This is a genomic window from Pectobacterium parmentieri (assembly GCF_001742145.1).
GTDB lineage: Bacteria > Pseudomonadota > Gammaproteobacteria > Enterobacterales > Enterobacteriaceae > Pectobacterium > Pectobacterium parmentieri.
The window spans coordinates 115,230-128,405 of record NZ_CP015749.1; the positions used below are offsets into that span (position 1 = coordinate 115,230).

Genomic DNA, 13,176 nt, shown 5'->3' on the forward strand with positions numbered 1-13,176 from the left:
CCTTCTCAACGAGATTGATGAATAAACGCGGTAGTGCGCTGATTGATCACGAAGGAGATACTTTAGCGGTTTGCAGGGATGAGATACAAACTGCATCGAGAACGAAAAGGAAAGAGAGCAGGCTATTGGCTTGCTCCCTTGAGAAAGGTGGGGCGCTGTGATTATGCGGTTGCGTGATTGACCATCTGTGTGAGCATGTTACGCCACGCTTCTACCTGACCGAGGTAGTTTGCCGCGGGTATTTGTTGGAAATTCCCGTTGGCATCTTCTAGCGCAAAAGTAGGAAAACCTTGTCCGCGCACTTTTGCCAGAAGTTCCCGGCTGGCGTTGATATGCTGTGACAGTGTTTCTGCTCGAACAAACGCCAACTCCGTGCAGAAGGCATCGCCATCCAGGCCGATTGCTTCTGCACATTGACGCAGCACTGCGGTATCGACGATCTTGAGACCGGAAACATAGTGTGCTTGCTCAATCTGGTACAGCATTGCCATGCCTTTGTCGTCCATGGCTTCCGCAGCCAGTACAGCAGCCGTCGGCGGCGCAGAATCCAGTACGACGCTGGTATCGCGCAGCAGCCCTTCGTAATAAGCTTCTCCGAAAGTCTGCCCGGTTAACTGCGCAATACGGCGATCGTGAGGGATGACATAATCGTGCCACTCTGGGGTGATAGTCCGGCTATTGCTGCCGGTCATCATACCGCCACCGTGGAGGATCAGGTCCAGTCCGTCAATCTCCTGCGCCGCCAGCGCGAGTGGGGCGGCGCCGTAGCACCAGCCGCACAAGGGATCGTAAATATAATGCAGTCTTACTGCGGCCACTTCATCTCACCTTTCAGAACTTGCGCGCTCAGTTCAAGACCCGATTCTTCTTTCAGCGTCGGGTAGTGTTTCTTCATTGCGGCGATCAGTTCGGCAGAATTTTTGCTTTTCGCCAGCTCTTTTTCTACCGTCTCCAAATATTGCAGCGTGAACGTCACGTTTTTCAGGGTGTAATCTGTTGGCGCGATGAAATGGCCCGGTACAACGGTGGTCGGTTTCAGCGCTTCAATGGATTTCAATGTTTCACGCCAGTGAACACGAGATTCCGGTGTTTGGGTATCGGCAAGCCAGACGTGGATGTTGGCAGACACTGGAATACCGCCAACAACGGCTTTCAGCGAAGGAATCCAGACGTAAGTGCGATCCGGCGTTGGCCCTTTCAGTCCTTTCACTTCCAGTTTTTTACCATCAACGGTAAAGCTATCGCCTGCCAATAGTTGAGGAACAACGATCTCTTTCGGTGCGTTTTCTTTCAGAACCGGGCCCCAGTGTGCCACTTTGCCGTCTTTGCTCGCGTTGATGGCATCGATAGTGGCTTGGGTCGCAATGATTTTAGCGTCTGGGAACGCGGCTTTAATCACATCCAGACCGAAGTAGTAGTCAGGGTCGGAATGGCTGATATAGACGGTAGTCAGTTTTTTGCCAGTGGCTTTGATGCGATCAACCAGCGTTTGAGCATCGTTACGCTGGAACTGTGCATCAATCAGAGCAACTTCTTTATCGCCGCTGATAATCTCAGAAGAAACCGGGAACACACTCGCTTCGCCTGGATTAAATACGTCGATTTTTAACTCGGCGGCGTTGGCCGCAGAAGCCAGACCCAGTGATGCAGCGAGTAACGATACGGTAAAAGCGATAGATTTAGACATGGTGATACTCCACAGGTATGACAGAAAGTGGGTTCATGTTATGTTGCATTAATCGTACGAAAAACCGCAAAATTGGCAATTGTTTGTTGCACAAAACGGACTAATCTATGGATCGCATTACGGCTGCTGAAGTGTTTGTCACTATTATAGATCGCGGCAGCATGATCGCAGCGGCAGAGACGCTGGATATGTCCCGGGCGATGGTAACGCGCTATCTGGCAGAGATGGAGACGTGGGCAGGCGCGCGGTTATTGCATCGCACTACGCGCAAGTTGAGCCTGACTGATGCGGGGGAAAAAACGCTGGTGCGTTGTCGGGAGATGCTAGCGTTGACGGCGGACATGCGCGTCGAGGCTGATACTGGCAATGCCATGTTAAGCGGCTTGCTGCGACTCAGTTGTTCGCAGTCGCTGGCGCAGGGGGCGATCGGCATGGCGATCACCACTTTCTTGCGGCACCATCCTCGGCTCGCTATCGATCTGCAAATGAACAATCGGTCAGTGAATCTGGTTGAGGAGCGTATCGATCTGGCGTTGCGTATTACCAACGAACTTGATCCCAATTTGATCGCGCGCCCGCTGGCAAGCTGTGAGTCGGTATTGTGTGCGTCACCGTCTTATCTGAATGAGCATGGTATTCCGCGACAGCTTACCGATCTTTCGGTGCATAACTGCCTGACCTATACCTATTTTGGCAAAAGCCTGTGGCATTTTTCCCGCGATGATGAAAAGTTTACGATTCCCGTCAGCGGAAACCTGAGCGGTAATGAATCGCTCGTGCTGCTGTCAGGCGCGCTGGAAGGGGCGGGGATTGCGCTGCAACCGCGCTATTCCGTGACGCCTTATCTCGCTAGCGGGCAGTTGGTCGCGCTGTTGCCAGAATATCGCCCGCAGGCGATGGGTATTTACGGTATTTACACCTCGCGCCGTCAGATGCCCGCTGCGCTGCGAACGCTGTTAGATTTTCTGGTGGACTGGTTTGCTCACGATCCGCGCTGGCGGACGCTGACCCAGAAAGCGGTGTAACGAGCTAGGCGCTACTGCCGTAAGACTTGTTCCAGACGTGAAGGCACGCTTGCGGCGTACTGCTTGAGTTGTTCAATGACGGTATCGACGAGCGCTGACGCTGGGCGGTGTAGCGGGCGGATCAGGCTGACGGTAAAGGGGACATCGATACTGAAAGACCGCACGACCACGCCGGAGGCCGCATAATCCAAAGCAGTGAGCGGGTTAACGATGGACAGCCCGATGCCTGCCCTCACCATCGCACACACCGATGCTGCGCTGTGGGTTTCCAGCACCATCCGGCGGGACACGCCCTGATCCTGAAACAGGTTGTCTAGCAACTGGCGATAGCTGTCGGCACTCGACAGGCTAATAAAGGGTTGATGAGAAAAATCCTGCGGTGTGAGCACCGCTTTTTGTGCCAGTGGATGTCTGGCAGGCAGCACACACACTTCATTTAATAACATCAGCGTTTGCCGATCTGTACCGGCTGGCGTGAGGCTGTTTTCGGTTAACCCTAAATCATGACGCTGTGCGGATAGCCACTCTTCCAGCAGCGGCGATTCCTGCGGAATGATGTGCAGATTAAGCAGCGGATAGCGGGCCAGCAGCGGCTTGCAAACGTCAGGCAGTAGCGACTGTGAGAACACGGGCAGGCAGGCAATGGAAAGCTGAGCCTGCTGAAAACGGCGAATATCACGGGCGGCGTTGATGATCCGTTCTAGTCCATAGTAAGAGCGCTGCACTTCTTCAAATAGCTGTAACCCCTGTGCGGTGGGGTAAAGCCTGCCGCGCAGTCGCTCGAACAGCGTCATCTGAATCAGTTTCTCAAAGCGTGCCAGCTCGCGGCTGACGGTCGGCTGCGATGTATTCAGTAGCGCTGCCGCTTCCGTCAGATTCCCGGTCGTCATAACCGCATGGAAAATCTCGATGTGTCGTAAAGATATTGCCATTATGTTCCCCCCTATCCATATCATAGATGAATAGAGTCTGCTCAAAACGATATTTGTTTACCAGAATGGTAATTTTTATAGTGGCTATCAACCACGATTAACCCGTAATTGGTAATTATTTATGCCCCACGATCTGAATGACCTCACTCATGCTCTGAACGCGCAAAACCTGCGTGAACTGCCTGCCCGTTTTGGTTGCCCGGTGTGGGCCTATGACGCTCAAACCATCGTTAACCGCATCGCCCAACTTCGTCAGTTCGATACGATTCGCTTCGCGCAGAAGGCGTGTTCCAACACGCATATTTTGCGCCTGATGCGTGAACATGGGGTGAAAGTCGATTCAGTCTCGCTGGGGGAAATTGAGCGTGCGCTGGTGGCGGGGTTTGTGCCGGGTACTGATGCTCATGAGATCGTCTTTACCGCCGATCTGCTGGATCGCCCGACGCTGCAACGCGTTGCCGAACTGAATATCCCAGTGAACGCGGGTTCGGTCGATATGCTGGAACAGCTTGGGCAACAGTCGCCGGGGCATCCGGTATGGCTGCGTGTGAATCCGGGTTTTGGTCATGGTCATAGTCAGAAAACCAATACCGGTGGCGAGAACAGCAAGCACGGCATCTGGTATGGCGATTTGCCGCTGGCGCTGGAACACATTCAGCGCTATCAGTTGAAGCTGGTGGGGATCCACATGCACATTGGTTCCGGCGTGGATTACGGCCATTTGGAACAAGTGTGCGAGGCGATGGTTCAGCAGGTCGTTGAGCTGGGTCAGGATATTGAGGCGATTTCAGCGGGCGGCGGGCTGTCGATTCCCTATCGTCACGGCGAAGAAGCGATTGATACCGAACACTATTACGGGCTGTGGAACGCCGCGCGGGAGAAAATTGCTACGCATCTCGGCCATCCGGTCACGCTGGAAATTGAACCTGGGCGCTTTCTGGTCGCGGAATCTGGCGTGCTGGTGGCGGAAGTGCGGGCGATAAAATCCATGGGCAGCCGCCACTTTGTGCTGGTCGATGCCGGGTTTAACGATCTGATGCGTCCTGCGATGTACGGCAGCTATCACCATGTGTCTCTGTTGTCGGGCGACGGCCGCGATATCAGCCAGTCCACGTTGCGAGACAGTGTGATTGCAGGGCCGCTGTGTGAATCCGGCGATGTGTTTACCCAGCAAGCAGGCGGTGGTGTAGAAACCTTCCCGCTACCGGAAGCACAGGTTGGCGACTATCTGGTCTTCCATGATACCGGTGCATACGGCGCATCGATGTCCTCTAACTACAACAGCCGTCCATTGCTGCCGGAAGTGTTGTTTGAAAACGGCGAACCGCGCCTAATCCGCCGCCGTCAGACGCTGGAAGCGCTGCTGGCGCTGGAAGCGCTTTAATCAACTCGTATACTCCTAGTGTTGTCAACGCACTGAACGCGCAGCGCCGGAACATCACCTTTACGGCGCGTAGCGTGTACTAATAATATTAAGGGGGGCCGCGAGTGTGGATTAGCACGCGGCCTCCTTTTTGTTTGCGCTGGTCTTTTGTGCCTTTTTACCCCTGCCTGACCAACCTTCGTTTCTGATGTAGTCAAATCACAATGTGATAAACCTCTCGCTATCTTGTTCTCTGACACAGTTTTTTTTATTCAAATGCCCATTTTTTTCGTGTCTGGACACATAGGTCGATTTATTAGGAAAGCATAGAATAACTATCGTGAAATATTAATAGGGCGAGGTTTGAACGCTATTATTCATTAAGTGTTAATAAAATTAAAAACATCATTTAATACAAATCGGCCAGAGAAAAGATTTGTATTCGTACCCTGCTGTCTATTTTTTATAAAAAACAAGAAGAGGTTTAATTATGCATGCAATGGAACCCCTTGGCTGGTATGGGGCTTTAATAGGTTTGTTTGTTGCTATAATTCTTATTCTAAGAAAGGTTAATCCCGTCTATTCTTTATTTTTTGGTGCCATCATTGGCGCTGTGATTGGCGGAGCCAATTTAGATCAAACCATTTCATTATTAACCTCCGGCACACAAAGCGTGATGGGCACCGTTATCCGTGTATTGGCGGCGGGTGTTTTAGCGGGTGTGATGATGGAGTCAGGGGCCGCAGAAACGATTGCTCAGGCAATCGTAAGAAAAATGGGGGAAGGAAAAGCCATTTTAGCCCTGACGTTAGCGACGATGATTATTACTTCCGTTGGCGTATTTATTCCTGTTGCCGTGTTAATTGTTGCACCGATCGCGCTATCTGTTGGGAATAAAATGGGCGTGTCAAAGTTGGCATTGTTATTGGCACTGTCTGGCGGCGGAAAAGCGGGCAATATTATTTCACCGAATCCAAATACTATTGCTGCCGCGAATGGGTTTCACCTGAGCTTGAGTGATGTGATGATTGCCGGTTTTATTCCTGCGGTTTGCGGCATGGTAATGGCTGTGATCGTCGCCACATTACTGAAAAACAAAGGCGTCAAGGTCAGCGAACAGGAAGCGAATGCGTTGTCTGCGACAACCAGTGACAAGGCCTATCCGACGCTTGGCAAAGCGATTGTGGCACCGTTGGTTGCCGTTGTTCTGCTGATGCTTAATCCCATTGGTTCTATTTTGCATATCAACCTGCTCTCTTCCTTTAAACTTGATGCGATGTATGTATTGCCGCTGGCGGGATTTATTGGTTTGGTCGCGATGGGGCAGCAACACAAAATGTTGGCTTATACGGCATCCGGTTTGGAGAAAATGACTGCTACCGTGCTGATTTTAATTGGTGCAGGCGCGATTGCTGGGTTAATTTCCGCTTCAAATTTATCGATACAGGTTGTCGCATTAATTAATGTTCTTGGTATTTCTGGCACCTTCCTGGCACCGATATCAGGTATTTTGATGGCTGCTGCTACGGCATCAACATCCACTGGCGTTATTTTAGCGACAGGAACATTTGGTGATGCTATTTCACATGTTGGCGCTCCTCCTATTTCTTCTGCCGTTATGGTTCATACAGGCGCTACCGTTATTGACTCTTTGCCGCAGGGTAATTATTTCCACGTCACAGCACAAAGCATGAATATGAGTATTCGGCAACGTATGGCCTTAATTCCTTATGAGGCGCTGGTGGGGGGGACAATGGCCATTGTCTCAACGGTTTTGTACGGTTTTGTTTTATAAGGTAGCGAGATGATGAGTATGAAAAATGAAACGTTTGTTTTGGCACCGGACTCCTTCAAGGAAAGTATGACGGCAAAAGAAGTGTGTATTGCCATGGAAAAAGGTCTGAAAAAGATATTCCCTGAAGCGACGTATATTCACGTACCCATGGCAGATGGCGGTGAAGGCACCGTGCAATCATTGATTGATGCGACACAGGGCCATATTTTCCAGCAAACGGTGGTTGGCCCACTGGGTGAACCGGTGGAAGCAACTTATGGTGTAATGGGCGACGGCGACATTGCCGTGATTGAAATGGCTTCTGCCAGTGGTATTCACCATGTCAATCAGGACACTAAAAACCCGTTAATCACGACGACTTACGGCACAGGCCAGTTGATTCGTGCCTGCCTGGATAAGGGGATCAAAAAAATTATCCTGGGTATCGGTGGTAGTGCAACCAACGATGGTGGTGCAGGGATGGCAGAAGCGCTGGGGGTGAAATTCTATGATGAGGCCGGCGAACGGTTAAGTCGTGGTGGTGGTGCATTAGGAAGGCTACATCATATTGATATTTCAAGTATTGATAAGCGTCTTGCTGACATCGATATTCTGGTGGCGTGTGATGTGACTAACCCATTGTGTGGTGAAAATGGTGCTTCCCATATTTTTGGGCCGCAAAAGGGAGCAACGCCTGAAATGGTCAGCATGCTCGACGGCAATCTGTCCCACTATGCCAACCTTATTAAGGCACAGTTGGGTAAAGATATTGCCAGCCAGCCCGGCGCGGGAGCGGCGGGGGGATTGGGAGCAGGCTTGATGGCGTTTACTGGTTGCACGCTGCAAAAAGGCATTGATATTGTGATTGAGTACAGCGGGCTAAGGGAGAAATTGTCTGAAGCCGATTTTTGTTTTACGGGGGAAGGGCGCATTGATAGCCAGACCAAATTTGGTAAAACCCCCTACGGTGTGGCAAGAACGGCGAAGGAGAATAGCGTCCCGGTGATTGCGGTATCTGGCTGTGTAGGAAGCGGTGTTGAAGATCTCTATCAGGAAGGTATTGATGCCATCTTCGGTATTATTCCCCACGCAAAAAGTATTGATGGTTTATTAAAAGAAGGGGCGTTAAATATGGAGCGTGCCTGTGAAAATATTGGACGTTTAATTAAGGCGACGTCTATCCATCATTAGTCCCTATTTTTGTCATTATTTTTGCAGCGGATTGCTTTCCATTTTTTATATAGATGGATACACAGCATCGCCTTTTAGAATAAAAACAGGAAAGAAAATGACTGCGTTTTTAAGAAGAACCAAAATTGTTGCAACACTGGGGCCAGCCACCGATCGTGATGATAATCTGGAAAAAATCATTAGAGCGGGCGTGAATGTTGTTCGATTTAATTTCTCCCATGGAACATCGGACGATCATATTATTCGTGCCGAAAAAATTCGTAATATTGCACGTAAGCTTAATAAACATGTGGCGATTTTGGGGGACTTACAGGGGCCTAAAATCAGGGTGTCAACGTTCAAAGAGGGGAAGGTTTTTTTGAATGTTGGTGATACGTTTATTCTGGATGCCTGTCTGGAAAGAGGGCTAGGTGATAATCATCAGGTTGGTATCGATTATAAAAATCTGCCAAACGATGTTGTACCCGGCGATATCTTGTTGTTGGATGATGGTCGCGTTCAGTTAAAAGTGATGGGTGTGGCAGACGAAAAAATTACCACTTTCGTTACCGTCGGCGGCGTTTTATCCAATAATAAAGGGGTTAACAAACTAGGCGGTGGGTTATCTGCTGATGCACTGACCGAGAAAGACAAAACCGATATTTTGGTTGCCGCGAAGATTAACGTCGATTTTCTGGCCGTATCATTCCCACGTAATGGTGACGATCTCCGTTATGCTCGCCAGTTGGCGCGTGAGGCGGGTTGCCAGGCTGCCATTGTCGCCAAGGTTGAACGGGCTGAGGCGGTCGCTACACCAGAATGTATGGATGACATCATTTTGGCATCTGATGTGGTGATGGTCGCGCGTGGCGATCTGGGTGTGGAGATTGGTGATGCTGCGCTGGTTGGTGTGCAAAAAGCGCTGATCCAACGCGCTCGTCGTCTTAATCGCGTTGTGATTACGGCGACGCAAATGATGGAGTCGATGATTGCCAGCCCGATGCCAACGCGTGCTGAAGTGATGGATGTCGCGAATGCCGTATTGGATGGTACGGATGCCGTCATGCTATCGGCAGAAACCGCCGCGGGGAGCTACCCGGAAGAAACGGTCATCGCTATGGCGAACGTGTGTTTGGGGGCAGAAAAAGAGCCTCAGGTCACCGTATCTAAGCACCGGCTTGACGTTGAATTCGATAATGTTGAAGAAACGATCGCCATGTCGACCATGTATGCAGCAAACCACCTTAAAGGTGTAAAAGCAATTGTCACTATGACCGAATCAGGGCGTACTGCACGGATGACCTCGCGTATTACGTCGGGCTTACCGATTTTTGCACTGTCCCGTCATGAGAAGACATTGAATCTCGCGGCACTCTATCGTGGTGTAACGCCGTTATTTTTTGCTAGCAAAGCTGAAGGGGTTGCGGCTGCGCACGATGCCATTACGTTACTGCGCGAAAAGGGCTATCTGGCTTCTGGAGATTTAGTGTTACTCACGCAGGGCGATCAAATGAGTCTGGTTGGCAGCTCAAATACCTGCCGCATCATGCAGGTCTCCTAATATATCCTTATTCGTTAAATTGGATATATATTGGTTATATACCTGAAATATAAATTATTTCAGGTACGTAACATCTTTTAATTCATTTTTATTGATGCTTTTGTTTGGGTTTTTATGTTGACGATAATAAATAATTGATAACAGCTAATTTAACTAATTAAAGTTGATTTTCATTCCCGTCGGGAAACAATGAGTGGCTGTTTTCTTTTTTGTAATAATAATTGGCGTGGTTTTATTAACGTGAAACATGATGACGATAAATAGATATTAAGTGAGAGCTTAACATTCACGTTATATTTTATGCCACCTACGCCGGGGATAATTTATGGCTGACTATGATTTTGATGATAAATTGGCGCGCTCTATTGTGACAAGGACTATGCAGATTATTGATTGCAATGTGAATGTCATGGATGCGCGAGGGCGGATTATCGGCAGTGGTGATAAGGAACGTGTTGGCGAAATACATGAAGGCGCACTGTTAGCGCTCACGCAGGAACGTATTGTTAATATTGATGACGCATCCGTGCATATGCTACAGGGGGTCAGACCGGGTGTTAATCTGCCGCTACGTTTAAATGGGAATATTGTCGGCGTGATTGGGCTAACGGGTACGCCAGCGGGGTTGCGTCAATATGGTGAATTAGTCTGTATGACAGCGGAAATGATGCTGGAACAGGCACGATTACTCCAACTACTGGCACAAAATAGCCGTTTGCGAGAAGAGTTGGTACTCAGTCTGGTGCGCAGTTCTGCCTATTCAGCCACGCAGTGCGAATGGGCGCAGCGATTAGGGGTCGATCTGCAAAAGCCCCGGATTGCGATGGTTGTTGAATTGGACAGCGGGCAACTGGGGGTCAGCACTGCGATGACAGAACTCCAGCAGTTGCAGTCACTGTTGATGGAAACCGATAAAGATGACCTGATGGCGATAGTCTCTCTGACTGAGATGGTGGTACTTAAGCCCGCGTTTATCCATGCAGAACGGTGGGAGCCTGAAGAACATAAACGGCGAATGGAGAAGTTATATCATCGACTGCAAGAAGGAAGCTCTCTGCGTGTGCGTCTGGCATTAGGCAACTTTTTTCCCGGTGACGGCGGCGTTGAGCGTTCATACCATACGGCAAAAACCACTATGAAAGCAGGTAAGCAGCGCATGCCAGAAACACCATGCTACTGCTATCAGGACATGGAGTTACCTGTCCTCCTCGATAGCCTACGTGGAGGATGGCAGGCCAACGAACTGGTGCGTCCACTGCGCCGTCTAAAAGCGATGGATAGCAATGGGGTATTCAGAAAAACGCTGCATACCTGGTTCAGACATAATTTACAGGCCGCCGTCACCGCGAATGCGCTCTATATTCATAAGAATACGCTGGAATACCGACTGCGGCGTATTTCTGAACTGACAGGACTCAATCTGGCAAATTTTGACGATCGTTTCTTGCTTTATGTCGCGGTACAGTTGGACGATGACTAAAGCGTGAAAACGGGAATGTTCATCATGGTAATGACGTGCTGAAGTGTCCGAGTCGGTAGTATTACGCAGTAAAGTATGGCCCTTTCTGTACCGATTCACGTAGCTTCAGTTCGCCAGTAAAAGGTTGCAGCGGTTTGATGTCTTTGCCCGCAATCAGATCCAGCACCTGCGTAATCGCGGTGGCGGCCATCTCTTCAATCGGCATGTAAACGGTGGAAAGTGAAGGGTGCAGGTAGGTCGCACAGGGTTCGTCGTCAAAACCAAAAACGGAGACATCCTGCGGTAATTTTTTCCCCGCCTCGTACAGCGCTTTCATCGCGCCAATCGCCATGTCATCGTTGCTGACGAACAACGCGCTAAAGTTAACGCCGTTATTCAGCAACTGGCGTGCGGCTTGATAACCGCTGGCAACCATGCTGGTTCCGTGTGCCACTCGACGTGGGTCAACCTCGATCTGATGAGCGAGTAAGGCTTGCTGATAGCCCGCGAGCCGCGCCTGTGCCGTCGGTGTTTTCATCGGTGCGGTGATGCAGGCAATCTCGCGGTGGCCCTGTTCTATCAGGTAATTCACCACGTCAAATGCCGCCTGCTGCTGGCGGAAGAAAATACAGCGTTCCCGCGCCTGTGGCAGATCGCGATTCATCACCATCATCGGAATGGTTAACGTATCGAGTAGCACCATGAGGTCGGCTTCGGACATATAACGGGTGTAGAGAATAATGGCGTCGCATTGTCTGTCAGACAGCAACTGCACTGCGCGCTTTTCGTCTTCCGGCGTATCGTGTCCATCGGTCACAATCAGATGTTTACCACTGCTTTCGGCCATTTCTGCGGCGCGGCGCAGCAGGCGGCCAAAGTAGGGGCCGTCAAAATTGGAGATGACGAGCCCAATGCTGTTTGAAGTGCGGCGAGCCAGCGAGCGCGCGAGAAAATTAGGGCGGTAGCCAAGTTCATCCATGGCTTGAAATACCGCATCGCGCGTAGATTGTTTGACCTGCCCGGTGCCATTTAGCACCCTGGATACGGTGGCTTTAGACACCCCTGCGCGTTTCGCCACCTCAAGCATGGTTTTCATAGCTGTGCCTTAATTGAGTATGATGACGGGCTGAAATGCCTATCCATCCTTGTTCATATGGCATGATATCACAGGCATATTGTCGGATTTAACGGTTGATGTTCGTTTCTTAACCAAATTTTTGTCAGTTTTGTGATGTCGCCATTTCGCACTTTCCTCCTGAATAACATGTGGAAACGTATGGCGTTAGCCAGGCGAGGTATTTACAGATGCGTAGACGAGCGAGAAGGTACTGCCGATAGGTATCAGTGATTTGATGGTAATTTTTTTGATTCTATAAATATTTTACAGGTTGGGTATCACTATGGTGGAGATTGTTTATCTGGCGGATCATCCCCAGCATCAGGAGCAGGTGATCGACTGGATATGGCAGGCATTCGGTAGCCAGAACAGCCGTGAATTCTTTGCCAGCGTGGTGCGCAATAGCCTGAACCCTGCGGCGCTGCCGCTGACGTTTATCGCGCTGGATGGCGAGTGTATCGTCGGGACGGTGGGGCTCTGGCGCTGCGATTTAATTAGCCGACAGGATCTGACGCCTTGGCTGGCGTCGCTGTATGTGGCAGAAAGTTATCGTGATAAAGGGCTGGGCGCGGCGCTGCAACGGCACGTATTGGAGTTCTGTCGCCGTGCAGGCTTTGACGATCTGTACCTGTATGCCACGTTTAGCGGCTATTACGAAAAGCACGGCTGGTGTTACATCGGCGATGGGTTGGACTACCCGGATAAAGCGGTGCGGTTGTATCACCAGTCGCTGTAGGCTGTCCCTTCGTCTTAGTCATGTTTCTATGCAAATTCAGAGGCAGTTTCGTGCGCGATAATACCGTTATTTTCATGCTAGCTCGTAGCACGCGCCCGACACGGGACGGCTCAAGCGCCGCTCGCCCCGTGACCCCAGGCTTACGGCTAAATTATGCCGCTACGCGGTTCCATCGGTACTCTTGACCGCTAACCGAGCCGCCAGTGACGCGTTCCCGACGCGGCACTGGCTTTCGCGGTGTCCATGCCGCTCACTCGGCGGCCAAGCCCACCGATGCATAATTTTTACGCCAGATAACGGCAAAACCCATTATAAGTCGTAGTGCTTCCAGCACTGTGCAGAGGAGGGCTGA

Annotated in this window: 11 protein-coding genes; 7 read left to right on the forward strand and 4 right to left on the reverse strand. The window is 50.5% G+C overall.

The genetic code is table 11. The features are described 5' to 3' along the window. Positions 1-161: 161 nt before the first annotated feature. Together A8F97_RS00500 and A8F97_RS00505 are read right to left on the reverse strand one after the other, a co-directional pair. Entirely contained in the window at positions 162-818 is a 657-nt protein-coding gene (locus A8F97_RS00500) for a DsbA family protein (RefSeq protein WP_033072102.1), read from the reverse strand. Continuing rightward, positions 806-1,687 carry an MBL fold metallo-hydrolase gene (locus A8F97_RS00505; RefSeq protein ID WP_033072101.1) on the reverse strand — a complete coding sequence of 294 codons (882 nt, stop codon included), beginning with the start codon at positions 1,685-1,687 and terminating at the stop codon, positions 806-808. Before A8F97_RS00505 ends, A8F97_RS00500 begins: the two co-directional genes overlap by 13 nt. Before the next feature lie 107 nt (positions 1,688-1,794). Here A8F97_RS00505 and A8F97_RS00510 point away from each other — a divergent pair, with 107 nt between their 5' ends. Further along, positions 1,795-2,712: a LysR family transcriptional regulator gene (locus A8F97_RS00510; protein WP_033072100.1), complete on the forward strand. Its 918-nt coding sequence runs from the start codon at positions 1,795-1,797 to the stop codon at positions 2,710-2,712. An 11-nt stretch (positions 2,713-2,723) separates the two neighbouring features. Here A8F97_RS00510 and A8F97_RS00515 read toward each other — a convergent pair whose 3' ends face one another. Beyond that, entirely contained in the window at positions 2,724-3,647 is a 924-nt protein-coding gene (locus tag A8F97_RS00515; protein WP_033072274.1) for a LysR family transcriptional regulator, read from the reverse strand. Between the two features lie 118 nt (positions 3,648-3,765). Between A8F97_RS00515 and lysA the strand changes: the two genes are divergently transcribed. The 5 genes from lysA (at position 3,766) to A8F97_RS00540 (ending at position 10,992) form a co-directional block, all read left to right on the forward strand. Continuing rightward, entirely contained in the window at positions 3,766-5,028 is a 1,263-nt protein-coding gene (gene lysA / locus A8F97_RS00520) for a diaminopimelate decarboxylase (RefSeq protein ID WP_033072099.1), read from the forward strand. 469 nt (positions 5,029-5,497) lie between these two features. Continuing rightward, the gene (locus A8F97_RS00525; RefSeq protein ID WP_014701271.1) at positions 5,498-6,802 is read left to right on the forward strand and encodes a GntP family permease; all 1,305 of its coding nucleotides are present in this window, start codon (positions 5,498-5,500) and stop codon (positions 6,800-6,802) included. A 9-nt stretch (positions 6,803-6,811) separates the two neighbouring features. Beyond that, positions 6,812-7,972 (forward strand): glycerate kinase, encoded by a 1,161-nt coding sequence (locus A8F97_RS00530; RefSeq protein WP_015731151.1) that lies wholly within the window; start codon positions 6,812-6,814, stop codon positions 7,970-7,972. Positions 7,973-8,069: 97 nt separating this feature from the next. Beyond that, positions 8,070-9,512, forward strand: coding sequence for a pyruvate kinase (gene pyk, locus A8F97_RS00535; RefSeq protein WP_033072098.1), 1,443 nt, complete (start codon positions 8,070-8,072; stop codon positions 9,510-9,512). 325 nt (positions 9,513-9,837) lie between these two features. Next, positions 9,838-10,992 carry a CdaR family transcriptional regulator gene (locus tag A8F97_RS00540; RefSeq protein WP_014701268.1) on the forward strand — a complete coding sequence of 385 codons (1,155 nt, stop codon included), beginning with the start codon at positions 9,838-9,840 and terminating at the stop codon, positions 10,990-10,992. A gap of 61 nt (positions 10,993-11,053) precedes the next feature. On the opposite strand, the gene A8F97_RS00545 is transcribed toward A8F97_RS00540, so the two are convergent. Continuing rightward, the gene (locus A8F97_RS00545; protein ID WP_015731148.1) at positions 11,054-12,067 is read right to left on the reverse strand and encodes a LacI family DNA-binding transcriptional regulator; all 1,014 of its coding nucleotides are present in this window, start codon (positions 12,065-12,067) and stop codon (positions 11,054-11,056) included. Between the two features lie 304 nt (positions 12,068-12,371). Here A8F97_RS00545 and A8F97_RS00550 point away from each other — a divergent pair, with 304 nt between their 5' ends. Continuing rightward, the gene (locus tag A8F97_RS00550; protein WP_025919331.1) at positions 12,372-12,824 is read left to right on the forward strand and encodes a GNAT family N-acetyltransferase; all 453 of its coding nucleotides are present in this window, start codon (positions 12,372-12,374) and stop codon (positions 12,822-12,824) included. Positions 12,825-13,176 lie beyond the last annotated feature (352 nt).

Coding starts and splice junctions, on each gene's coding strand:
- A8F97_RS00540 (WP_014701268.1), top strand. CDS start 9,838: ATGGCTGACTATGATTTTGATGATAAATTGGCGCGCTCTATTGTGACA.
- A8F97_RS00525 (WP_014701271.1), top strand. CDS start 5,498: ATGCATGCAATGGAACCCCTTGGCTGGTATGGGGCTTTAATAGGTTTG.
- A8F97_RS00550 (WP_025919331.1), top strand. CDS start 12,372: ATGGTGGAGATTGTTTATCTGGCGGATCATCCCCAGCATCAGGAGCAG.
- A8F97_RS00530 (WP_015731151.1), top strand. CDS start 6,812: ATGATGAGTATGAAAAATGAAACGTTTGTTTTGGCACCGGACTCCTTC.
- A8F97_RS00510 (WP_033072100.1), top strand. CDS start 1,795: ATGGATCGCATTACGGCTGCTGAAGTGTTTGTCACTATTATAGATCGC.
- lysA (WP_033072099.1), top strand. CDS start 3,766: ATGCCCCACGATCTGAATGACCTCACTCATGCTCTGAACGCGCAAAAC.
- A8F97_RS00505 (WP_033072101.1), bottom strand. CDS start 1,687: ATGTCTAAATCTATCGCTTTTACCGTATCGTTACTCGCTGCATCACTG.
- A8F97_RS00545 (WP_015731148.1), bottom strand. CDS start 12,067: ATGAAAACCATGCTTGAGGTGGCGAAACGCGCAGGGGTGTCTAAAGCC.
- pyk (WP_033072098.1), top strand. CDS start 8,070: ATGACTGCGTTTTTAAGAAGAACCAAAATTGTTGCAACACTGGGGCCA.